The 24,434-nt window shown below is 44.0% G+C and carries 15 protein-coding genes; 1 reads left to right on the forward strand and 14 read right to left on the reverse strand.

Translation table 11 applies throughout. The annotated features are described in order from the left end of the window. Positions 1-48: 48 nt before the first annotated feature. From ORJ01_RS15085 to ORJ01_RS15150, 14 genes are all read right to left on the reverse strand, one after another. Entirely contained in the window at positions 49-4,875 is a 4,827-nt protein-coding gene (locus ORJ01_RS15085; RefSeq protein WP_306178740.1) for an NAD-glutamate dehydrogenase, read from the reverse strand. Positions 4,876-5,126: 251 nt separating this feature from the next. Next, positions 5,127-7,436, reverse strand: a complete 2,310-nt coding sequence (locus ORJ01_RS15090; RefSeq protein WP_306178752.1) for an RND family transporter — start codon at positions 7,434-7,436, stop codon at positions 5,127-5,129. 7 nt (positions 7,437-7,443) lie between these two features. Next, on the reverse strand, positions 7,444-8,493 hold the full coding sequence (locus tag ORJ01_RS15095; protein ID WP_306178741.1) for a YCF48-related protein: 1,050 nt from the start codon (positions 8,491-8,493) through the stop codon (positions 7,444-7,446). A 112-nt stretch (positions 8,494-8,605) separates the two neighbouring features. Next, entirely contained in the window at positions 8,606-9,970 is a 1,365-nt protein-coding gene (locus tag ORJ01_RS15100) for a DUF1329 domain-containing protein (RefSeq protein WP_306178753.1), read from the reverse strand. A 13-nt stretch (positions 9,971-9,983) separates the two neighbouring features. Further along, positions 9,984-12,059 (reverse strand): DUF1302 domain-containing protein, encoded by a 2,076-nt coding sequence (locus ORJ01_RS15105; RefSeq protein WP_306178742.1) that lies wholly within the window; start codon positions 12,057-12,059, stop codon positions 9,984-9,986. Positions 12,060-12,378: 319 nt separating this feature from the next. Next, positions 12,379-12,603 (reverse strand): DUF2835 family protein, encoded by a 225-nt coding sequence (locus ORJ01_RS15110; protein ID WP_306178743.1) that lies wholly within the window; start codon positions 12,601-12,603, stop codon positions 12,379-12,381. After that, positions 12,600-15,179 carry an aminopeptidase N gene (pepN, locus tag ORJ01_RS15115; protein WP_306178744.1) on the reverse strand — a complete coding sequence of 860 codons (2,580 nt, stop codon included), beginning with the start codon at positions 15,177-15,179 and terminating at the stop codon, positions 12,600-12,602. Before pepN ends, ORJ01_RS15110 begins: the two co-directional genes overlap by 4 nt. 241 nt (positions 15,180-15,420) lie before the next feature. Continuing rightward, positions 15,421-16,890, reverse strand: a complete 1,470-nt coding sequence (nhaC, locus tag ORJ01_RS15120; RefSeq protein ID WP_306178746.1) for a Na+/H+ antiporter NhaC — start codon at positions 16,888-16,890, stop codon at positions 15,421-15,423. A gap of 88 nt (positions 16,891-16,978) precedes the next feature. After that, on the reverse strand, positions 16,979-19,000 hold the full coding sequence (prc, locus tag ORJ01_RS15125) for a carboxy terminal-processing peptidase (RefSeq protein WP_306178747.1): 2,022 nt from the start codon (positions 18,998-19,000) through the stop codon (positions 16,979-16,981). Positions 19,001-19,017: 17 nt separating this feature from the next. Next, on the reverse strand, positions 19,018-19,749 hold the full coding sequence (gene proQ / locus ORJ01_RS15130; RefSeq protein WP_306178748.1) for an RNA chaperone ProQ: 732 nt from the start codon (positions 19,747-19,749) through the stop codon (positions 19,018-19,020). 7 nt (positions 19,750-19,756) lie between these two features. Next, positions 19,757-20,071: a hypothetical protein gene (locus ORJ01_RS15135; protein ID WP_226751680.1), complete on the reverse strand. Its 315-nt coding sequence runs from the start codon at positions 20,069-20,071 to the stop codon at positions 19,757-19,759. Continuing rightward, on the reverse strand, positions 20,071-20,541 hold the full coding sequence (locus ORJ01_RS15140; RefSeq protein WP_226751681.1) for a GAF domain-containing protein: 471 nt from the start codon (positions 20,539-20,541) through the stop codon (positions 20,071-20,073). Before ORJ01_RS15140 ends, ORJ01_RS15135 begins: the two co-directional genes overlap by 1 nt. 150 nt (positions 20,542-20,691) lie before the next feature. Next, entirely contained in the window at positions 20,692-22,518 is a 1,827-nt protein-coding gene (locus ORJ01_RS15145; RefSeq protein WP_255654616.1) for a phosphotransferase, read from the reverse strand. Further along, a complete protein-coding gene (locus tag ORJ01_RS15150) occupies positions 22,518-23,213 on the reverse strand; it encodes a DUF4919 domain-containing protein (RefSeq protein WP_306178749.1) in 696 nt (231 codons plus the stop codon). Before ORJ01_RS15150 ends, ORJ01_RS15145 begins: the two co-directional genes overlap by 1 nt. A gap of 305 nt (positions 23,214-23,518) precedes the next feature. Between ORJ01_RS15150 and ORJ01_RS15155 the strand changes: the two genes are divergently transcribed. Beyond that, a complete protein-coding gene (locus ORJ01_RS15155; RefSeq protein ID WP_226751684.1) occupies positions 23,519-24,007 on the forward strand; it encodes a fasciclin domain-containing protein in 489 nt (162 codons plus the stop codon). Positions 24,008-24,434: the final 427 nt, after the last annotated feature.

Raw genomic sequence — 24,434 nt, forward strand, 5'->3', positions numbered from 1 at the left:
CCGGAAAAACCGGGGTATTGTAATGACTTTACGGCTAAAACAACAGCATCAAACTGACTGACTTAACAACATCAATTCACGCATCGCCACTGAGAATTTTGCAAATTCATGACTTTGCGTTGTTTTAAACTCGGCTAACATTGAGCGCCAGCGCTCAACTAAGCTATGGTGTTGATCTAACCAATTGTCAATTATTTCGTCGGTATCACAAGCATTACCGCAGTTTTTCACCACTACCGCAGTTAAACCTCGTTGTTGCCAATCTAATTCTTCACGATAAGAGGCACGTGCCAGCGCTTGCCAGTGGTTGGCAACCGGTTGACGAGTGATTTGCTCGAGGAACCAATGTAACTCCAGCTTGTCGCCCAGTTTGAAGTAAATTTCTGAGACCATCGCTAATGGCAGTTGTTGATTATCCGCCACTTGGGCAATATCCATTACCGAAAATACCGTGCTTAACTGCGTCAGATAACGGGCAATCTCAGCCGGGATACCCTGTTCAGTTAACACCTTGCTCTTTTCCGTTAATTCCTGCATTTCACGCTCGGCCACGTATTTCGACAGATCGTGAACCAGATCATTATAAGCAGGCTGGAAGAAAGCAATCGTTTGTTTGATATCTAATGACTTGTCACGATGACGCACAAACCAACGCGTGGCACGGCGAATAGTACGACGTAACTGGAACAGCACACGGCTTTGTAAATCTGCGGCAATTTTATTGTCGAGTAATTCTAATTGTTTCCAATGGCTTCCCACTTCAAACAACTCACGGACGATAGCATAACAAATGGCCACTTCCGATACTGAGGCGCCCGTTTCTTCGAACATTCGTTGCACAAAGTTAGGCCCCATTTCATTAACCAGCATATTGGCCAGTTTAGTGGCAATAATTTCGGCTTTTAACGGGTGCTGGCTGATTTGCTCAGCAAACTTTGTTTGCAATACTTTTGGAAAAGCGCCACTGAGTAACTGTTGGAAATAGGCATTATCCGAGATATCTGGCGTAACTAAACGCTCTTTTAATACCATCTTGCCATAGGCCGTTAGGATAGCCAGTTCTGGACGCGTTAAGCCCATGCCTTTAGCCATACGATCGGCAAGATCATCATCAGAAGGTAAGAATTCTAATTCACGATTTAGCTTACCGTCTTTTTCTAAAGCGTGGATAAAACGGGTGTATTCTTTAATTTGCTCAGAGCCGAGTAATGAAGACAAGCTAATGCTTTGCGTTTGACGGTAACAATCTTTAATCACGATTGCCGCCACATCATCCGTCATTTCGTTTAACAACTTATTACGTTGTTTGATGGTTAAATCACCACCTGTGACAAGCGCATTCAAGAGTATCTTGATATTAACTTCGTTATCAGAGCAGGTGACACCACCGACGTTATCAACGAAGTCGGTATTGATACGACCACCGTTGTTAGCAAACTCGATACGACCACGCTGCGTCGCACCTAAGTTACCCCCTTCACCGAAGATCTTCGCTTTTAAATCACGTCCATTCACCCGCAGGGCTTCTGAGCCACGATCGCCCACTTCAGCATGACTTTCATTCGTCGCTTTCAGATAAGTACCGATACCACCGTTCCAAATTAAATCCACTGGCATGGTTAAGCATTCACGAATTAATTCATTCGGCGTCATGGTCGCTTTGCTCGTGCCTAACATCTCTTTCATTTGTGGTGAAAGTTTGATGGATTTCGCACTACGACTGAAAATAGCACCACCTTCTGAAATCAATGACTTGTCATAGTCATCCCAAGTTGATGTCGACAGATTAAATAAACGCTCGCGCTCTTTAAACGAGCTTGCCGCATCAGGATTCGGGTCAACGAAGATATGCATATGGTTAAATGCCACTTGCAAGCGGATATGTTTTGACAACAGCATACCGTTACCAAATACGTCACCGGCCATATCACCGATACCGACACAGGTAAAATCAGTCGTTTGACAATTGATGCCTATTTCACGGAAGTGACGTTTAACTGCTTCCCATCCGCCGCGAGCAGTAATGCCCATCTTTTTGTGATCGTAGCCGTTAGAGCCACCTGAAGCGAAGGCATCACCTAACCAGAAGGAATACTCTTCCGAAATACCGTTTGATATATCTGAGAAGGTCGCCGTGCCTTTATCTGCTGCGACGACTAAATACGGATCATCTTCATCTAAACGCACAACATCAGTAGGTGGAACGATACTGCCTTGCACGATATTGTCGGTAATATCTAACAAACCACGAATAAAGGTGCGATAGCAATCTTTACCTTCATTGATAAAGGCTTCGCGCCCGCCGGTTTCCGGTAGTTTTTTACATACAAAACCGCCTTTTGCACCTGACGGCACAATAACGGTGTTTTTAACTTGCTGGGCTTTAACCAAGCCAAGCACTTCGGTACGGAAATCTTCGCGTCGATCTGACCAACGTAGCCCACCACGCGCCACCTTACCAAAGCGTAAATGCACACCTTCAACCCGAGGTGAATAAACGAAAATTTCAAACATCGGTAGCGGCAATGGCACTTCAGGGATCAGATCAGGTTTGATCTTAAATGAGATGTATGGCTTGTCGCTGTTATCAGCCGCTTTTTGATAATAGTTGGTACGCAAGGTTGCGTTAATCATATCAACGAAACGGCGGATAATCCTATCATCATCCAAGTTAGCGACATTTTCTAACTGTGCGGCAATTTGATCTTCCAGTTTTTCAATCGACTTAGCGGTAACTTTCGATTTTGGATCGAACTTCATGCTGAACAACTGCACCAATAAACTGGCTAAACCCGCATAGCGCGAGAACGTATTTTCAACGTAAGCCTGCGAGAAGGTGCTACCAATTTGCCGTTTATACTTAGCATACGCACGAATAATTGACGCTTCACGACCAGTAATGCCTGCACCTAAAATTAAGCGGTTGAAACCATCGTCTTCTAACTGCCCTAACCAAACTTTGGTTAAAGAATCTTGAAAGCTTTGTTGTGCTGCAGCAAAGTCGGCCGGTAACTCCCCCGTTAACTCCATAGCGAAGTTTAAGATCCAACTAACAGAACCATCCGGACACTTCACCGCATAAGGCGTTTCACCGATAACCCGTAAACCGAAGTTCTCTAACATCGGTAACACATCAGATAAGTGGATAGGATGATCTTTATGGAATAAGTTTAAACGTACTGCTTTGCTGTCTTTGCTCTCTTCTTGTGGCCGGTAGAACAACATTTCCAGCTTATGTTCAGCATTTAAGCCTTCTAACTTACCGATATCAACCAGGGCATCATTCGGTAACATGTCTTCTTTATAGGCACGTGGAAAGGCATGTAAATACTTACGACTAAGGTCACGACCTTTGGCTTCGCCATAAACACCAATTAAGGCTGTTTCGAGTTTATCTTCCCAAGTACGGGCGGCTTCAACCAGGTTACGTTCAATTTCTTTCACTTTATACTCAACTTGGCGGTCATTGATCCGCACCAAATAATGGGTGCGGGCCAACACAGATTCAGAGAAATACGTAGTAAACTCAACTGGCTCAGTCGATCCTAAAGCTTGTGCCAGTAAGGCTTGCGTATCTTTACGTAATTGCGTGTTATAGCGTTCTCGCGGCACATAAACCATCGCCGTAACAAAGCGGCCAAAGGTATCTGCACGCAAAAATAAACGTGTCATGTCACGCTCCTGCATTTGCAGTACGCCCATGCTCACATCTAATAATTCATCAACGTTCGCTTGTAATAATTCATCACGCGGATACGTTTCTAAAATATTCAATAACGCTTTGTAGGCATGTGTGCCCACCGCGAATTCTGAACGGGTCATCACTTGTTGCAGTTTACTTTGCAGTAATGGAATATCCGCTGCACTGTTGTTGTACAAACTGGATGAATAAAGACCGATAAAGCGATCCTCACCCACCACCTTACCATTCTTATCAAAACGCTTGATACCGATATAATCGATATAGGCTGGGCGATGTACACGAGATTTATTGTTGGTTTTGGTTAATACCAGCAACGAGCTATTTAACGCTTGCACACGGCCACGCTCGGGTAATTCGGATAACATCAAATCACGTGGTTCAGAACGACGCATTAAGCCGAGCGCACTGTCTTTATGAGCAACAATTTGGTAATCGCCCTTTACCGGATTAATGTCATAAGCGCGATAACCCAGTAAAGTGAAGTTATCTTTCACTAACCAATTTAAAAACGCCGTAGTTTCGGCGATGTCTTCTTTGCTGGCTTTACCCGCATGCTTAGGTAATGCCGCGATCACCGCTTCTAATTTTTGCTTAGCCGGTTGCCAATCTTGCACAGCTAAAGACACATCTTCCATCACAGACAACAACTCGGCTTTTAACGCGTCGATAGCGCTAGCATCCGTCATCCGGTCAATTTCAATATGAAACACGGTTTGTTGTGTGGTGGGATCGGTTAAACGACCTAATTTTGAAAAATCGGTTATGGTGCCGTCTTTCTCACGTTTAGTTTGCAGCGGGTTGTGTAATAACAAGTGTGCGGTAATGCCATGACGGGTTAACGCCATTCGCACCGAATCAACTAAAAATGGCATATCTTGCACAACTAACTCAACAATAGTGTGCTTAGATTCCCAACCATGGCGAGCCAGTTCAGGGTTAAACACCCGGATCCGCGCGGCAGCATCGGCATGCTGATTTAATGTTTGCCATAAACTGAGGGCAGCACCATAGAGATCACTGTCATTACGACCGACTAAATCTTCATTGGACATATTTCCATAGAGGGTTAAAGCAAACTTTTCGACTAACGTTACTTGCTCTTTTACTTTTTGTTTGATGAGCTTGCTGACGTTTTGTAGTAACACTGAGGGTAGACTGTCTAACTTGGTCATTATTATTACATCCTTTTATCAATCACTGCGAGGTCGCATGATCCACAAAATTATAAGGGATGGTGCAGGTGCAGTGTAGTAATTATTGTAGCGCTTTTGAAGTGATATTTCTGGCTTTTATGCTGGTTAAACCAGTGTTTAGCCTGAAGATTTGGTTGATTATTCAAGCACCCTAAATAGAAAATGGCCTTACGGCCATTTTCTCATTGCATCACTGCATAAATATGTCAAAACGCGTTAAGCGCAATCGCTTAGTTTTTGCGCCAAAAGAAGCTCGCCAGTGCCGGTAAAACCACAATAGCGCCGAGCATATTGACAATAAACATGAAGGTTAACAGGATCCCCATATCTACCTGGAACTTCAGTGCTGAAAACACCCAGGTGCTTACACCAATCGCTAAGGTGATACCTGTAAACAAGACTGCGCTGCCCCGCTCTTTTAAGGCTTCAAAATAAGCTTGGCGCAGTGGCATACCTTCACGCAACTGCTGGCTCATTGTTGATAAAATATAAATGCCGTAATCAACACCAATACCCACACCCAGCGCAATCACTGGCAACGTCGATACGGTTAAACCGATTTCCAATTTCGTCATTAACGCGGTCGCTAACACGGATACGACATACAGCGGGATAATCACGGCAGCCGTTGCCCGAACAGAGCGGAAACTCAGTAAACACAATACGATGACCGCAGCATAGACATACCACATCATCGGTTGTTGCGCATCGCTCACCGCCTCATTGGTGGCGGCCATCACTCCTGCAGGGCCTGTCGCTAACGCAAACCGCGTTTGCTCATCACCTAATTCTGCACCGTATTGCTTCACCGCAGCAACAACACGCTCGATGGTTTCAGCTTTGTGGTCTTCTAAAAACAACATCACTGGCATCACCGAACAATCGGCGTTAAGTAAACCCGTGCTGGTTTCAACGCGCGAAGACGCTTGCACCAAACTTTGTGTGTTACGGGGTAAAACTCGCCATTTCGCATTACCTTCGTTGTAGGCTGCGTTAATCACTTTTGATACCGACGGCAAAGAAACGGCTGACTGCACCCCAGGTACGTTTTCCATTAACCAGTGAAATTGATCGATCCGATCCATTATTTCATGGTGAGTACAAGCACTTGGAATGGTTTCAACCATCACATTGATATAATCCACCGAAATTGCAAAACGGTCGGTGATCATAAAGGTATCTTGGTTATAACGAGAGTCTTCATGTAAAGCCGGGGCACCGGCATGCAGATCACCGATTTTTAACTGCTGGCTTTGCCAATGGCCATAAGCAAATAACAAGGCCGTAGCGAGTAAAATGACCGTTGCATAAGGCCGAGTTGCGAAGGCCGATAAGGCCATCCATACCTTTTCCGCGCGCAGATTAGGCGCAGCTACTTTTTGCTTGTACTTATCGCTAAAGCGCACAAACGACATTAACACCGGTAACAACACCAAGTTAGTCAGGATGATCACAGCAACACCTAAACTGGCTGTGATAGCAAGCTCACGGATCACGCCAATTTCGATAATTAATAGCGTTAAGAAACCCACCGTATCCGATAACAGCGCCACACCGCCAGGTACTAACAATTTGCGGAAGCTGGCTTGGGCGGCCGTTTTTGCATTCATGCCGCTAGCAACCCGTTTACCGGTGGAGTTAATCATTTGCACACCATGACTTACACCAATGGCAAAGACTAAAAACGGTACCAGTATCGACATCGGATCGATACCAAAACCCAGTACCGTTAATAAACCAATTTGCCAAACCACCGCAATTAATGAACAAGCAATGGGCAATACTGTAAGCATTAACGAGCCGGAGAACAAAAATACCATGATGGAAGTGATTACAATCGCAACGCCAAAGAACGCCACGACACCCTTAGCACCTTCAGCCACATCGCCAACCATTTTGGCAAAACCAATAATATGCACACTGATTTGCTCAGATTGATATTTTGCCCGAATGTCGTTTTCTAACGTCGAGGCAAAAGCAATGGTATCGACGGGTAAGTTGGTTTCTGGATCCAACTCTAATAACGAAGCGGTGATCATGGCACAGCTGTAATCGTCAGCAACCATCCGGCCAACCACACCGGCTTTTTCGGTATTTTCTTTTACTTTGGCAAGACCATGCGCGTCGGCCGTAAAATTAGCCGGGATCACTGGGCCACCAGCAAAACCATCTTCTACCACTTCAATAAAACGCGTACTAGGACTGAACAGAGATTTAACTAATACCCGCTCAATACCGGGTGTATACACCACATCATCGTGGGCACGACGAAAGCTATCAAAAAAATTGGCATTGAAAATATCACCACTGGCATCGCACATGGCGATCAGAATGTTATTTGCACCACCAAAATCCGCTTCATGCTTCAGATAGGTTTGCATGTATTCATGCTTTAAGGGGATGTTCTTACTAAAAGCGGCATCCAATTTAATGTCTGTTGCTTTAAACAACAGCAATAACGTGGTGAGTGCAAAAAGCACAATCACGATCAGCCGATGCCGAAACAAGCCAATTTCAATTTTATTTACCAGCCAATTCATACTCATATTATTCAGACTTACTTAATGGTGTTAATTTAATGCCTACCTCAGTGACCAGTAACAACTGCTCACCTAGGGCGACACCATTTAAAATAGCGCGACCATCGGCTTGTGACATATCTTGAAAACTTTGACCGTTATCTTCGCTTCGCAGCAGTGCGCCAGCATTACCAGTGATAAACAGTCGACCTGCTGAATCAGCAAAAAGACTGTTGAGGGTAGCAGACACCGGCAAATCAATTTGCTGCCAACTATCGCCATCATCCTCACTTAAAAAAACGTGACCGCGTAAACCCGCAGTCACAATACTGCCCTGTTCTGTGCGATGCACAGCAAACAAGGAGCCATTGTAAAATTCTTCTAAACGCTGCCAACTAGCGCCGGCGTCGTCACTTTTGGCCATAAAACCCGCTTCGCCCACCATGATGATTTGCTGATCGTTGACAATTAACCGATTAAAATGTGGCAACACCGACTCGCGTTCTAATAAATACATTTCAGGATCGGTTTCTTCTAAATCAGCTAAATATTCAGCGTCATCTGCTGAAACTAAGGTTTTGTGGAAGGTCGGTTGCCAAGACACTCCACCATCAGACGTCGTAAAAAACAGACCGTATGCGCCAATAGCCAAGCCTTGTTGCCGATTGAAAAAATAAATATCCATCAAAGGCTTATCTTGTTCTGGCAGGAATTGCTGCAGTTGCCAGTTTTTGCCACCATCTTGAGTATGTAAAATGGTCGCGTCGTGCCCAACCGCCCAGCCATACTGATCGTCTGTAAAATAGACCGAAGTAAGTAATGATTGAACAGGCACAGTAGCTTGTTGCCAGTTTTTGGCATCATTGCTCAGCAATATGTGACCACGTTGACCCACAGCTGCAAAACCTTGCTGCCCGACCTTAACCACATCAGTTAAGAGCGATTGGCTTGCCAACGGCATCATATAAGCCGCTTTAGGCGACATTTCGGTGTTTTCGTCTGCATCGCTGGCGTGTGCATAAGCACCCTGAACCAGGAACATCGCGGCCAGACATCCGGTAAAAATTTTGTTATACATGAGCTGAGTTCACTCTGCTTAGCGCGTCAGTTAATTAAAATATAGCAGTGAATGACACTGGTCTTGTTAAAAAAAAGGCTGGCTACTAGCCAGCCTTGTTTCGAACTAAGTGTTATCGAGTACCTTCACGACGCAGCGAAGCTGGTGTGAAATCATTATCAGACAGGGTTACCGAGAAATCATACATCTTGTCTTCGTTATCTAAACCGATAGCGATATAACGACGAGAGTTCAAATCGTGATACACCTCTAAAGTACTCCAGTGCGTTGGCACTTCGTAGTAGTTCAAGCCATGAGCAACAGCAACACGATACAAATCACCACGGTTGTCATATAAATCCGCTACATGGATCTGCCAGCTGTCTTCATCAATAAAGAATACTCGCTTACCATAAACATGACGGGTACCTTCTTTTAAGGTTGCTTCAACCACCCAAACACGGTGCTTTTCATAACGCACATGTTCTGGATTAATATGACCGGCTTGCAAAATATCGTCATACTTAAGGGTGTTGCTATGCAGTTTGTAATCGTTGTAGGCAATAAACATTTCCTGTTTGCCTTTTAACGTCCACTCATAACGATCTGGAGAACCGTTGAACATATCGAAATCGTCCGTGGTACGAAGACCATCTGACGCAGTACCTGGTGCATCATAAGCCACGTTTGGTGCGCGACGAACACGACGCTGACCGGTGTTATAAGTCCATGCTTGGCGCGGTGTTGCCACCTGGTCCATGGTTTCGTGCACCAACAACGCTGTACCCGCTAAACGCGCAGGTGAGTTTACGCTTTGTTTAAAGCGGAACAGGATGTTTTCCGCTTCTAATGCAGCCGGCGTCGCATCAGGATGTGAATACTTGAACATGATTTCTTCGTCAAAACCAATGATCGTGAAAGTACCATTCGACGTCGGTGCAGCTTGGCCACCATTACGAGAAGCGGCTACACCACGGTAACGTACAATGTGGTTCCAAACCGCCTCAACACCGTTAGATGGCACAGGGAACGGGATACCAATAGCGGCATTGCGTAAACCATTGCCTCCCTGCACTAACTCAGCACTACCAGCAATTTGTTTAGTCGCATCATAAAAGTACTGTGGAAAAGACGCACTACGGCGTGTTGGGTAGATATTCATTTTGAATGTATCAGGATACAAATCAAATAAAGCAATTTGGCCAGGGCTTAAAAACTGACGATATTGCTCAAGATTCGCTTTGCTGATAGTAAATAACACTTTGTCATCAGCAAATGGGTTTGGATGGTGATTACCCGGGGTAAAACCCGCTGGAGCAGATTTAATACCACCAGTCCATTCCGGAATAGAACCATCGGCATTGCCAGCGCGTTCTGCGCCAATTGGCGTAAGATCTTGACCTAAACGGGCAACTTGATCAGCCGGTAATTTAGCCAGTGCATTACAGCTGAACACTAACGCTACAGCTGAAGCTAACAGGGTGAGTTTTTTCATAATTCGTGCTCGTCCCTTAAATAGAGTATTTAATATTGAATGAAATAAAATCGCGATCTGCAATGTTGTTTGTTGTACCAACACCATCCCAGAACCAGTTGTAACTGAGTTCACCAGACCATTTACTCAAATAATCGAAAGACAAGGCATAAGATGCCGACTTACGATCTTCAACAAACATAAACAGTGGGTCAGGTGTAATACCATTCACGTCATGTGATAACACTAAACGTTGAGATAAGTTCACCCCAGCAAACACGTTATTGTAATCAGCTTTTGCTAAGATCCGGTAACCCCAGGCTGACGCAGTTGGGAACGGGTTTGTTTCAGCACCATTTGATAAGCCAGTATGCAAACCATCTGACACGCCATTAGCACCAATTAACGGGCCACCGCTACGATCGGTGCTGGGCCCGTTTAAGCGCAATACGTCTTGGCTTGGCATATTGTTGATTCTGACACCACCGATTTCAGCCAACATCGTAAAGTTATCAGCACCTAACATTGGGCCAAACAAATGGGTTAAGGTGACTTGAGCTTGTGCGGTATCACGCAGGATATAACCTTGCGCATAGTTACCTGGTGTGGCTTTTACGCCAATGTCACGACCTAACTGAGAAATACCCGCTAAATCAGGACGTAAACCTGCATTGGCTAACTGCTCTGGCATACCCGCGTATAAAATCTCCACGTCATCAATTTGTAGAGGATCATCTTGACGGTAAGAAATCTCACCCGCTACAGAGGTGGTGCCTAAGTTAGTGTTAAAACTAAAACCGTACAATTTGATATCTTCAGGGTATTCTAAGATGCCTTTAGAGAACGCTTGTAGATTTTGTACATTGCTGGCATCTAAGTTACCTGCGTTTTGTACCAAGTAACCAATATCAGATTGAATAGCGGCCGAGCTAAAATTAGAAGCCACCCCTGAAATAACAGGTACACGACTGTGGTAGTTCATGTAATACAGTGCAAATTCGGTATCACCTAAGCTAGGTGCAAAATACTCAAATTTAATACCATACTGACCGCCATTTTCAGGCGTTGTTTCACCTGCAGAGCCGGCTGGACGTAATGCTACTTTTGTTGGGTAGGCTAAGTATAATTGCGCCGCTTGCGCTGCACTGACTTGACCCGCGGCAACCGCAGCACCTAAACCATTTAAGTTTTGTAGCAAGAACGCCAGATCAATATCTGGGTTACCAGCAAAACCTAACTGAATGTTTTGTGCATAACCACCGCGACCGGCAAAGTCGTTAGTAGAAAAATAAGTGCCTGGAGGCGGTAAATAACTTTCTTGCCAATCGTATTGGTAAAACATTTCTGTCGACAGGTTTTCAGTTAAACCTACCGATACGGTAAACATACCCGTTGGAATAAAGGCTTCTTTTAAATCGGCGCCTGGTGCACGTAAAATACCTACGTCAACGGGTGTAATGTTTATACCGTGTGGAATGAAAGTACTTTCACCCCAGCTTAGTACTTGATTACCCAAACGCACGGTCACCGGCGTCATACCGTCATTGAAAGAAAAGTTGCCATAGATGTATGCATCTAATAAGCGAATATCTTTACAGGCTAACTCGCTTGAACGATCGTCAGCGCATGGGTCAACACTAGCACCACTTAACGGATTGCTATAAGCAAAGTTACCGTTGTTCAGTGCAGTGTCGTAAAAATACATAAACCGGCCAAAAAAGCCGATGTTATCTTTAGTGATGGAAACTTCGTGTAAGCCTTTAAATAAGCTACTGAACATATCACCACGATCAAAATTCAAATTACCCGCATCACCGTTGCTTGAATAAGCACCTGGTTGAGCCCAGATATCAGCAGAGGGGTAAATCACGTTAGTGGCCGCGTTATAGCCTGTCCAATCAAAACGTGGATGGTTTACTTTCGCAATGGTATCCCAGTTGCGTTCTTCAGTACGCCAGCTGGCACCGTAAGAGAAAGTTGAATCGAAAACGATATCAACATCACCTAAGCTAAAGGATGCTGCCTGTGCAGGTGCATAGGCGAGCATGAGCAGCGCGGCAGTGACACCCGCAGCTAATGGGCTTTTTGCAAAGCGGTTGGGACTTTTTAACATGTTGTTGTCTCCCCCCTGTCTAACAGGTTATGGTCTGTTCTTTTAGTTGTGATCTGTTTCTTATGCCCAAGCATAAGCAGACTCTTTCACTAAAATAATTACATCATTTTTGGGCGTTAGCAAGGCTTGCTACAGCGTAAATCTATTGATTTACATTCATTTTTTCGTTTTTTAGCCAATAAGGCATGCGATTTGGTCAGACCACAGTTTGACCCATCAGGACAGACCAGAGACCAAAATCACCAAAGTGTTGATTAATATAGAAATAACACAAATCAAATTAAGAATATTCAGCAAGCTATCGTTTGAAGTTATTACTCTAATTAATTTTCTCTAAGCTAAAGAAATCTCCGTTGTTGGTCAAGGTTAATCGAAATCGTCCTCGGATCCCCAATTGACTAATAAAAGGTTTAAAGTGCTTAAAAGCCAATTGGATACGTTCGCCACTGTCTGCAGTAACAATAACATAGCGTATTTCACCGCGGTAAAACTGCTGACACTTCTCAGTTGAAATAAAACCGGAGAACAGGTACTGGCGATTCATGGCAAGCTTTTGCTGACTTTTTCAAAGACATCATCCGATAAACCAGGCTGGGCCAACAATGCCGATAGCATGGCAATTAATTGCTGCTGACGTGCTTTATCATAACGTCGCCAAGACAATAATGGCGTCAATAAACGCGCGGCTAATTGTGGATTAACCGGATCTAATTTACTGACAACATCGGCTAGTAACTGATACCCCTTGCCATCTGCCCGATGGAATTGTTGCGGATTACGCTGTGAAAAGGCACTGTATAATGCGCGGATGCGATTTGGGTTTTTCCAACTAAACCAACTGCGCTCGGTAACTTGCTGCATCTTACTAAAAACATCATCACCTAGCGTAACGGCGACCAAGTTACTGTATTTATCCATAACTTGGACATTGGCATGATACTGTTGTGCAAATTGTTCTAACAACTGCGCTGCGCTTGGCAAGGCGGCCGCCTGCGCCGATTGCAACGCGGCTAAACGATCGGTCATATTGTCAGCCTGCTGATAATGCTGCGCCACCCAATTCTCCCCCTCTGTAGTCAAGGCTAAATAACCTAAACAGCGCCGCTTTAAGGCACGCTTTGCTACCGCCTGTTCACTGTATTGATAAGGCTCGCGAGTGATTTGCTGATAACAAGCAGCAAAGTCAGCCTGTAAACTTATTGCTATCTGCTGCTGCAGCAAGGTAAGACTTTGCAATAAGGCTGCTACCGGGATCTCATGATATTGCCCTGCTAAAGTATCAAAATCAGGCAAGGTTAATAGCTCCGCCGTTAAAGCCAGATCGGCTAACGGCTGTTGCAACCAGCCACGAAATACCGCGATTAATTCAGCTGATAACACGGGTGTTTGCTGCTGTTTTATCGCTTCAGCAATTAATAACGACCAATATTGTTGCATCGCATCCCAACGCGCTAAACCATTACTGGCGCTGCTGGCAATCGTTAATAAATCGGTTGCTTGATAACTGGTATGTAATTTTACCGGTGCTGAAAAATCTTCTAACCACACCACTAACGGTTGTTGAGGTATTTGATCTAATTTAAACTGTTGTTGCTGCTCAGACAGGAGTAATAGCTCAGCCCGAGCGGGAGTACCATCTTGATAGAGCAATTCGATCCGTACCGGGATCAATAAAGGCAATTTACCTGCTTGCTCAGCACTGGCAGGAGTATATTGGCTAATGTCTAACGTTAATTGCTGGTTTGTTGCATCATATTGCTGTTTTACCGTGAGCTCAGGTGTGCCGGACTGATTATACCAACGCCGAAACTGCGTTAAATCAATACCACTGGCATCTTGCATTGCTTGAACAAAATCATCGCAGGTAACCGCTTGGCCATCATGGCGTTGCAAATAGAGTTTTAAACCTGCACTGAAGTCTGTTTTACCTAAAATAGTTTGCAACATGCGGATCACTTCGGCGCCTTTGTCGTACACCGTTACCGTATAGAAATTGTTCATCTCGATCACTTGCTCAGGTCGGATCGGATGCGCCATTGGGCTGGCATCTTCGGCGAACTGAGCCGTACGCATAACTTTAACGGCATCAATACGGTTGAGGGTGGGTGAACCCATATCTGCACTGAATTCTTGATCGCGAAAAACCGTTAAACCTTCTTTCAAACTTAACTGAAACCAATCACGGCAGGTCACGCGATTGCCCGTCCAGTTATGAAAATATTCATGGCCAATAATAGATTCAATATTAAAATAATCTAAATCTGTAGCTGACTGCGCATCCGCTAAAACAAATTTACTATTAAAAACATTTAAGCCTTTATTTTCCATCGCGCCCATATTAAAAAAATCAACAGCGACGACCATATAACGATCTAAATCATATTCCAAACCAAAGCGTGTTTCATCCCAGCGCATCGCCCGCTTTAGTGAAGCCATAGCAAACTCAGTTCGTGGTAAATCGCCCTTCTGCACATAACACTCAAGCAGCACTGAACGCCCTGAAGCGGTAACAAAGTTATCGCTAAGACAATCAAAATCTCCCGCGACTAAAGCAAATAAATAAGCGGGTTTGGGAAAGGGATCTTCCCAACGCACTACACGACGACCATCAGATAAGGTTTGCTCACTGATTTTATTACCATTCGATAATAAAAACGGTAATGCCTGATTATCGTTGATGATGGTGGTGCTAAATATCGCTAGGACATCAGGGCGATCGGGATAATAAGTAATACGCCGAAAACCTTCCGCTTCGCACTGGGTGCAATACACACCATCGGCTAAATATAAGCCCTCTAAAGCGGTATTTTGCGCTGGGTTAATTAGCGTAACAATTTCTAATTCACCCTCATCAGGGGCATTGCTTAACGTTAAGCTATCAGCGGTAAGTTCGTACTGGGCAGCAGTTAAAGTTTCACCGTTTAACGTGATGCTCTCTAAAATTAATTGTTGACCATCTAACACCATATTACCTGGCATATTACGCTTAAAACGCAATATAGACGTCACCCGAGTTGCCGTGGCAGCCAGTTCAAAGGTTAAATCAATGGTACGAATAGTAAAACAAGGAGGTTGATAGTCTGCAAGCCGTTTGGGTTGACGATGTAAAGTGTCGTTCATAAAAAATCCTGTGTTGAAGTCGCTGTTCAATAACAAAAACCTAAACAAGATCTGATGCGGCTAACTCAGTCGGGCGGCTTTTCGCCTTTTTCCTAAAATCGTTACTTATCACCACAAACCAGCCTGAGGCTAGATTATGGGATAAGTAAAACAAAGCCCTTATCGCCATAACTAGACGTTAGCATTAAGATCATCAGCTTCAAGCGTTTAAGCATCAGCGAAGATAGTAAATATAATGAATTTAATTTGCCAATACGCGTTCAACCACTGATTTAGGAGGCGTCAGTTTTAGGATTTTTATGCCCATGTAAGCATAAATTACGGCCAATATTGGGTTAATTAAATTAAAGAACGCATAAATAAAGTAATCCAGTGGGTTCACATTTAATACACCGTGCATATAAGCACCGCAGGTGTTCCATGGGATCAAGGGGCTGGTGATCGTGCCACCATCTTCTAGCGCTCGAGATAAATTTACGGGGGCCAAATTACGCCGTTGATATTCCTCTTTAAACATCCGCCCAGGCATCACAATCGAAATATATTGATCTGCCGTTAAAATATTGGTTGCTAAACAGGTGCCCATGGTACTGACTATCAATGAACCACTGCTGCGAGCTAACTTTAAGATGGCTTCAACAAACTTGCGTAGCAAACCGATGTGTTCAACCACAGCGCCAAACACCATAGCACTAAAAATTAACCAAATGGTATTGAGCATGCTGGCCATACCGCCGCCACTGAGTAAGTCATCCATACTTTCGTTACCGGTAGAGATAGAGAAGCCGGCGAATAAAGTTTGCCAAATGATTTTAAAAACAGCCACGGCGCGCGGTAAATCATCCGATGCTAAACGGCTAAGGAGATCATCTTGAAATAATACCGCCCACACACCGCCCAACAAGGCACCAATGAAGACGGTAGGAAATGCGGGGACTTTTTTGATCGCCATGACCAACAGCACTAATAACGGTACTAATGACCATAAACTAATATTGAATTGTTGCTGTAAGATGTTACTAATGTCAGTGATATGCTGGAAATCCGCAGAAACATCGCTGTTAAAGCCAATGATCACAAAGCCAAACAGCGCCAGAATAATGCTCGGAATAGTCGTCCACAACATATGACGAATATGCTCAAAAAGATCGGCACCAGCCACCGCAGGAGCAAGGTTGGTCGTTTCACTTAAGGGCGAAATTTTATCGCCAAAATAGGCCCCTGACACAATAGCACCAGCCGCAATAGTGGGAGACAACCCTAAGCCACTCGCTACACCAATTAAGGCGACACCAATGGTAGCGGCCGTTGTCCAACTGCTGCCGATACTCATGGCAACGATGGCACACAGCAGGCAGCTGGCGGCATAAAACCAAGAAGGATTTAAAAGCTGCAAACCATAATAGATTAAAGTGGGAACCGTGCCCGATAATAACCAAGTACCAATTAACGCGCCTACCGCCAATAAGATCAACACCGCGGCTAAGGACACCGAGATGCCTTTGACGATCGCTTGTTCGATGCTTTGCCAATGGTAACCATTTTTCAAACCAATTAAGGACGCGACTGCTGCGGCAATGAATAACGCAATTTGATTGGGCCCGTATGAGGAATCATCTTTAAACAGGTAAACCGAACAACCAAGTAACGTAATTAATACCACCATGGGTATCAACGCATCTAACATACTGGGGGATTTTGGCGCTGCCATCGTTATAAGGCCCTTTTATAATTATTATGGTGTCTTTTTTGTAACATAAAAGAAAGGCGGTAAAAACCGCCTTTGGCTAAATCATGTTTTATTTTTTAGCAACTTGGTTTAACTGTATCCAATCAACAGTAATATGCGCCGCCTCTTCTAAAAACGGATCCAGTTTAGATAATAACTCTGGGGCATCATCTACTGAGGTCACCGCAGGTAACGCTAAACGTTTTAACCGTTCATTTGTACGCGCTAGCGCACGTGCTTCATCCGCTTCGCGTTTGGCGATACGCTCTGCTTTGTTCAACGACACACTTTTCTCATCTTTTTGCTGTTGATACTCGGCAATATCGGTTAGCAAATACTGAAATTCCGTTTCTTTGGCTAAGCGCTGTTGATGTTTTTGCTGCAAAATCGGCACTTGTTGCTGAATACCCGTAGACCCTTGATATTGCGCAGGCGCAATGGCATCCCAAGGTAAGGCATATTCTTCTTTGCTTTCACCCCACTCCGCTGGATCTATCGGCGATGGGAAGGTGATGTCAGGGATCACACCTTTATGTTGCGTACTGCCGCCATTAATCCGATAAAACTTGGCCATAGTGTATTGCACGCTACCTAATTGTTGCTCAAACATATCATAGATGCGACCAATACCACGATGCTGCTGCACCGTACCTTTACCAAAGGTTTGTTCACCTATAATAAGAGCACGGCCATAATCTTGTAACGCAGCGGCAAAAATTTCTGAAGCAGAAGCGCTATAACGATCGACCAAAACGGTTAAGGCGCCGTCGTAATAAGATACGCCATCGCTGTCCCCATTTAAGCCAATTTTGCCATCACCATAACGGATTTGCACCACTGGGCCACGATCAATAAATAAACCGGTTAATAATGTGGCTTCTTGTAAAGAACCACCGCCATTACCACGTAAATCGATAATAAGCGCATCCACTTTTTGTTCATTGGCCTCTACCAGCAGCTTTTTCACATCTTCTGATAAATTGTTGTAAAAACCAGGAATGTTAATGACACCGATTTTACTTTGTAACTCGCTTAATTTAGGGGCCAGTATTTCAAATTTGGCAGCTCGATCTTCTAAACGAATTTTATCACGAACAATCTCAATCACTTGTGTTTGGCTGTTCGCTTCGCTGCCACCCAATACTTGTAAACGTACTTTACTGCCTTTGGGCCCTTTGATCAGATCGACCACATCATCTAACCGCCAGCCTACGACATCAACAAAGTCTTTCGCTTCCTGTGCGACACCAACAATACGATCCTTTGGCTTAATTTTCTGTGTTAAGTCAGCAGGACCACCGGGAACTAAGCTTTGAATGACGGTGTAATCCTCGTCCGCTCTTAATACCGCACCAATACCTTCTAGCTGTAAGTTCATTTCTTGTTGGAAACGTTCAGCATTACGAGGTGATAAATATGAGGTGTGCGCTTCTACAGCACGGGCAAAAGAGTTCATCACAATTTGAAACACATCTTCACTTTGTGTTTGTACTAAGCGTTTTTGCGTGTTTTTATAACGCTTAGTCAGGATCTCTTTCGCCTCATCAACGGTCTTACCGGTGAGTTTAAGATTTAACAAATCAAACTTGACGCGTTGCCGCCATAACTCGTTCAATTCATTTAAATCGGCTGGCCAAGCAGCATCTTCACGATCGTAAACGTACTCATCGTTGACAGCAAAATCGTAATCTTGCGCTAACTGCGCTAACGCAAAGTCAAAACGCTCAAAACGGCGCTGCTGCGCCAAATTAAACATGTCAAAAGCAAACGTTAAATTGCCACGATTAATGCCATCATCAAATTGATTACGGTATTGCTCGAAATCAGCAATATCTGACGCCATCAGGTGATTGCGATAATAATCGAGATTTTTTAAATAGAGGTCAAAAATTCGTCCCGACAACGCATCATCCAATTGCACAGGCAAATAATGCGATCGCGTGAATGTTGCTGCAATGCGCTTACTCGCTGTGGCATGTTGAGCTGATTGGCTAATAACCGGTAGCGCACTACTGTCGAGTGGCTCAGGTGTTGTTGCTGTTACGCCTAAAGCTAAAAATAAACCAACCGCTATCAGGGATAATTTCTTCATAACACTCTCTATATTCGTCAAGCTTTGTACAAGCTATCCTGACGTGTTTTGATGATCATGCCAGAACCAAGTTGCACCGTTACATCCGGTAAATTCACTTCAGTTATCGTGGCGTGCATCGGTGACGAGCCTAATTTAACAAGCACTTTATCACCTGTCGCTAACTGCGTCGGTTCAACGGTTGTTAACGTGACGGCAACGGGCGCAACGTCAATTGTGGCTTTTACAGGTGTCGCTTTTGCTGGCACCTTCTGAGCCTTAGAGACGCGTTCTGCCGTTTTGTTCGGTCTTTTTTTATCAACACCGGCAGCAACAGGTTTGGCGACGTTTTGCTTAGCACGTTGCTCTTGCATTTTAGCTTTACGCTTCTCAGCGGCTTTTTGTTTACTTTCAGCTAATAATTTTGCGGCATGCTCAGCTTGTTGTGCATCAATTTGCTCTGCAGCTTGACCGTCAAGGTCAACGCGACTAACGCCTTCTTTTACAGATTCAAGGTAACGCCAGCTTAAGGTATAAACTCTTAACGCTTGACGTAATTGGGTTTTACTCACTGGGCTATCGGCAGCAAGCCGTGCAGCTAAATCCTGAAAAATACCTACTTTCAGAGGTTTAACTTGTTGATCAGCAGCGAAACACAATGGGAATTCACTGACTAAATACGCCAGTACATCTTTCACATTGGCCAGTTTTGCATGTTCGGCAGTAGGTAGGTCTGTTGCTTCAACTAGCTCAGCAGGGGAATTTGTCATTCAGGATTCACTCTTCTTCATCATCTTGTTCAGCAAGCAGTTCTGCTATGCCTTCATCTATTTGTTGTTGGACAAAAGATAGCGCCCAACCAACCAACTCGTCTTGATCTACATCCAATAAAATAGTGTCTCCGCGCAATTGTTCCCACAATTGCGGCATCAAAAACGCTATTTCTACTGATGTTAGGGTGTCGGGTAAAGCATCCCAGACAGCGTGAGCAATAGCATTAAACTTATCTGCTACTAGCTCTTCTTCGCCATCCCAGTCACCGACTTCATCAACTTGCAGTAAATAATCCTGCACAGATAATAAATCTTTCATTAAACCTGAGCCAAACGTTGTTCAAAAATGTCGACTAACTGACCCAGATAATCTTCATCAATGTCATCAAAGCGGTTTAGTAAAGGGCTATCAATATCGAGTACCGCAATCACGATACCGTTGTGCCGCACGGGTAAGACAATTTCTGAATTACTGGCAGCATCACAAGCGATATGACCCGGGAACTCGTGGACATCTGCCACCCGTTGAATAGCGCCTGTGGCCACACAGGTTCCACAAACACCTTTACCCACGGCAATGCGCACACAAGCCACTTGCCCTTGAAACGGGCCTAAAACTAATTCACCTTCGCGCATAATATAAAAGCCTGCCCAATTGAGATCGGGTAAGCCATTAAACAACAAGGCACTGAGATTAGCCATATTGGCGATCAGATCAGATTCGTGCTCTAACAAGCCACGTGCTTGCTCTAGCAATAAACGGTAATTGGCGCTTTTCTCGCTCGACATACTTCTTATCAAATTCAGGTTACACTAAAGGCCATACATTACTTGTTTTAAGCATTAATTTAAACCTTTTTTAGCTTAAACCACGCAGCCAGAGCGCGACATTCAGCGCGGAAAGCTTGGTTTGCTGCTTATTTCAACAGCCTTGCCGTATTAAACGACAAAACTATATGGATTTGCCGGATACAAGCATTGTGGCGCTTGTGGTTGATGGCTAAAGCGTCGCGTATCTTTGTAAGGCAACTTCATAAAGCCACCGACGCCTTCACCACTGATTAAAGCAACTTTACTTAAAATACTTTGTAGTAAGGCATTAAACTCGCGTTCAGCGGTAGGATCGAGTAAGCGGTAATAGCTATGCACTTTCATATAAAGTGGCGCTACCTCAAAGATAATACAACCGGTATGTCGAATTAAGTTAAGCCGAGCAATATCATCCATAATCGCATCAGGCAACACCAATTGCTCATCCGGATCTTTACCATCTTCAAAGTAAGAATGTTGCTTGCTGGCCTCTTCTAAACTGATCACCGGGGCTAATTGATAAGGAATGACGCTATTCTCCGCCGGAATAAAAGGCAGCTGAGTCGACTCACGACTAATATGAATGGTGTTGCGGGCATTGAATAAACACGCTTTGAAGATACCAACTTTGCTGATCGCGCGCGCTAAAGTCACCACATTATTAACAGCTAATGCAAAGGCTCGCGCCAACTTATCATTGTACAAGTTTAAGCTACAATCGATATAAACCCCATTAGCTTGCCAGTGGATCGCAATACCGCCTACCACCGGATAACGGGCTAAACGGCTGACTGCCGCAATAAAGGCTTTTTCTGTCTCGCCCATACCTTCTAAATAATTTTTATAATATCGTTCGAGTTGCACATCATCGACATAGCCAATATCCTTATCTTCATTGTGCTCCCGCAAAAACGATTTACGTGAAGAGTAAACCACTGTGTCTAATTCACGCTGTTGATCGCTTACCCACACCGGTAACAAAGGATCATCATTAAACAATGGCAGCTCTGGTAACACTAAGCGCTGCAAACGGGCCATATGCTGTAAAAAATAGTCCCCTGCTTGTTCGCGTAATGTTAAATCATCGGACAACATACCATCGAGCATAGTGGCAAATTCGAGCGGTAAACCAAGACTTCTAGCCGGAATCGCTTTACGACCAAAGCGGCTAGGTTGGCCGGATGCTAAGGCATATAGCGTGCTGGCAACACCTTGCTCATCAAAACGCGGGCTAGATAACTGCCCCGCACGTTGCTCAGGCCCAGTGAAATATACATCCCCCATTCGAGCATTCGAATTCTGTAAGTCTGCCGACATCAGTTGCATCACATTATTGGATAAGTAATGTCCTTCATGATCAAGTTGTGCAAAAACGGATGAGCCCCAATCAATTAAGCTTACGAGGCCGCTTTCCTCATCAAACACCAAATTAGACGGTTTAACATCGCCATGGACAATCGGTAAGGCTTCACCGTCTTTTTGATTACGTCGTAAATGCCAGAGTAAATCGGCTAATTGTCCGGCAATAGAAATGATGAGTTTTACCGGTAAACGCCCATGTAATAAGCTATATTGCTCCAGATCGATACCGGGAGCCCGCCCCATCATTAAGATCCCCTGCTTTTTAATCACCTGATAAGTGACAAAAGGCGGCACTGCAGGATGATCGACCTGCGATAGCATAAAGGCTTCATCCGCTAAACGTTCTTGAATATGCTGCGGCAAATTGATCCGTGAGAATTTAAAAACATAAGGATGCTCATCAATACCAAAACCCGCAAAGGCAAAGCCATAAGCGCCCTTACCCAGTAAACTAATTTGTTGGTATCCCAGTTTCTCTAACTCATCAATACAAAGCGCCACCCAGTCTTTCAGCTTTTTCGCATCATTGGCATTTAACAGGTAAATAGACTGCTCTTCGGGGATATAAAAGTTACGTAGATTACGATCTTGCATCATAGCCCTGCCGTTGACTTGCTACGCAACATTTGTGCACTGATATCAAAATACCAAACAAACTCAGTACCATCTCTTGGATTCACAATCGTCATCACGTCGTAAGGCGTGTCATCCTGCCAAAGCAACGCTTGTGCTTGAATATCAAAACCATGCATTTGGATAAAAGTATACAACTCAGTTGTACTGGTAGCTTGAAAAGCTGAAGCAGTACTTTTACCGTCGCCACTTTGCCAGATAGCCGCCATTAAGCTGTCTAACACCTCTTGATGATATTCGCCCTGTGTCTGTTGCTGACTTTCCAAATGACAAAGCATGGCACCGTAATGACCATTAAGGCTGATATAATTTGTTTTTAAAATTTTGTCACTTTGTAACAAGCAATCTTGCCATTGCTGCTGTTTGATAGCATCAAACATTGCTGTCGATAACACGCGTTCCGTCATGGTATGAGGCTGGTAAAACGAAGTACTTATATAATGCTTACGTAACGTGGCTAATCTAGCGGGATCAGGGCCTTGCTCTATATCCGCAATTAAACTTTTATATTGCAAATTGGCTTGTGCCAAACGTTGCTGTTGCAGCGGATCCAGCGGGTATGTGCTGCCTTGACTACATCCCACGATTTGTAACATCAAAACAACCCATAAAGTTCTTGCTGCGCGACAAACTTGCATAAACATTGTTATAGCCATATTGGTGATCATTCGACAATAGTATGCAACTATTTGACTGGCAATTACTAGTCAACTCGTACCGACATAGCAAATGGATCAATTCATAAAACACGTTGCACAAGACTCACTTTGGCGATTTTTAAAGCAAAAATGCAGCAAAAAAAGGGCATATTATCAATCATGTTTGCATTAATGCTGCCAGCTACGTAATTAGTTAACATCTGGTTTCAGCAAAATTAAAAAATATAAATCTGATCCTTGCAACTGTCTACAGCGTTTCTATTGCGACTTTTATGTCTAACCTAAAGCTAAAAGGAAAAATTATGAAACTCTCACGTATGATCACAGGTTCGTTATTAGCAACATCATTATTTTTTGTCGCACAAGCGCACAACCATGGCATGAAAGCAGATATCGTTGATACTGCCGTTGCTGCTGGCAATTTCACCACTTTAGTCACTGCAGTAAAAGCGGCTGATCTTGTAGATACGTTAAAAAGCGAAGGCCCATTTACTGTATTCGCACCAAATGATGCCGCATTTGCCAAAATCCCTGCTGCAGATTTAAATGCGTTAGTCGCAAATAAAGAAGCGCTTACCAGCGTTTTAACTTACCACGTAGTCGCTGGCAAAGTGATGGCTGCTGATGTTGTAAAACTAACTAAAGCAACGACTGTACAAGGTCAAGATTTAGCCATTGAAGTAAAAGATGGCAAAGTTTATGTCAACGGCGCGCAAGTGATTGCTACAGACATTAAAACAAGCAATGGCGTGATCCACGTGTTAGACACTGTTGTCATGCCAAAAATGTAATTAATCCTTTCTTATCAAAAGCCCACTTTTAGTGGGTTTTTTATTGTTTAGAATAGTGAATTAACCATGCAGCAAATAATATTTACGACTGCAAAAACACGCTAATGTGACTTAACTGATGCTTTTTCCAACAACTAGCCACAACTCAAGCCATACCTCGTGCAGCAACAACCACTGAGTTGCTAATGAAATGCTTTTTAACCATATAAAAGCACGGTTTTATCTCTTAAATTTTATAAGAAAGCCATTGTTAATACTGTGGCCATGCTTGGAAGCGTTTTGTCATTGATACTGCACGCATGATTAGAGTGAACTTATACCATTCCATCTGATTTTCTGTTCTAATTAATGCAATCAAAGTAATCCAGCCTTATCTTTATGAATCATACCGCTGAAGCTATCCTCAAACTTTCTCGCGCTGAGAAGA

The sequence above is a fragment of the Alishewanella sp. SMS8 genome, from assembly GCF_030737935.1.
Lineage (GTDB): Bacteria > Pseudomonadota > Gammaproteobacteria > Enterobacterales > Alteromonadaceae > Alishewanella > Alishewanella maricola.

Bases quoted from the DNA above. Each gene is read 5' to 3' on its own strand.
- ORJ01_RS15095 (WP_306178741.1), bottom strand. From the start codon at position 8,493: ATGTATAACAAAATTTTTACCGGATGTCTGGCCGCGATGTTCCTGGTT.
- proQ (WP_306178748.1), bottom strand. From the start codon at position 19,749: ATGACAAATTCCCCTGCTGAGCTAGTTGAAGCAACAGACCTACCTACT.
- ORJ01_RS15135 (WP_226751680.1), bottom strand. From the start codon at position 20,071: ATGAAAGATTTATTATCTGTGCAGGATTATTTACTGCAAGTTGATGAA.
- ORJ01_RS15145 (WP_255654616.1), bottom strand. From the start codon at position 22,518: ATGCAAGATCGTAATCTACGTAACTTTTATATCCCCGAAGAGCAGTCT.
- ORJ01_RS15085 (WP_306178740.1), bottom strand. From the start codon at position 4,875: ATGACCAAGTTAGACAGTCTACCCTCAGTGTTACTACAAAACGTCAGC.
- ORJ01_RS15105 (WP_306178742.1), bottom strand. From the start codon at position 12,059: ATGTTAAAAAGTCCCAACCGCTTTGCAAAAAGCCCATTAGCTGCGGGT.
- nhaC (WP_306178746.1), bottom strand. From the start codon at position 16,890: ATGGCAGCGCCAAAATCCCCCAGTATGTTAGATGCGTTGATACCCATG.
- ORJ01_RS15155 (WP_226751684.1), top strand. From the start codon at position 23,519: ATGAAACTCTCACGTATGATCACAGGTTCGTTATTAGCAACATCATTA.
- ORJ01_RS15110 (WP_306178743.1), bottom strand. From the start codon at position 12,603: ATGAATCGCCAGTACCTGTTCTCCGGTTTTATTTCAACTGAGAAGTGT.
- ORJ01_RS15140 (WP_226751681.1), bottom strand. From the start codon at position 20,541: ATGTCGAGCGAGAAAAGCGCCAATTACCGTTTATTGCTAGAGCAAGCA.
- ORJ01_RS15090 (WP_306178752.1), bottom strand. From the start codon at position 7,436: ATGAATTGGCTGGTAAATAAAATTGAAATTGGCTTGTTTCGGCATCGG.
- prc (WP_306178747.1), bottom strand. From the start codon at position 19,000: ATGAAGAAATTATCCCTGATAGCGGTTGGTTTATTTTTAGCTTTAGGC.
- ORJ01_RS15150 (WP_306178749.1), bottom strand. From the start codon at position 23,213: ATGGCTATAACAATGTTTATGCAAGTTTGTCGCGCAGCAAGAACTTTA.
- pepN (WP_306178744.1), bottom strand. From the start codon at position 15,179: ATGAACGACACTTTACATCGTCAACCCAAACGGCTTGCAGACTATCAA.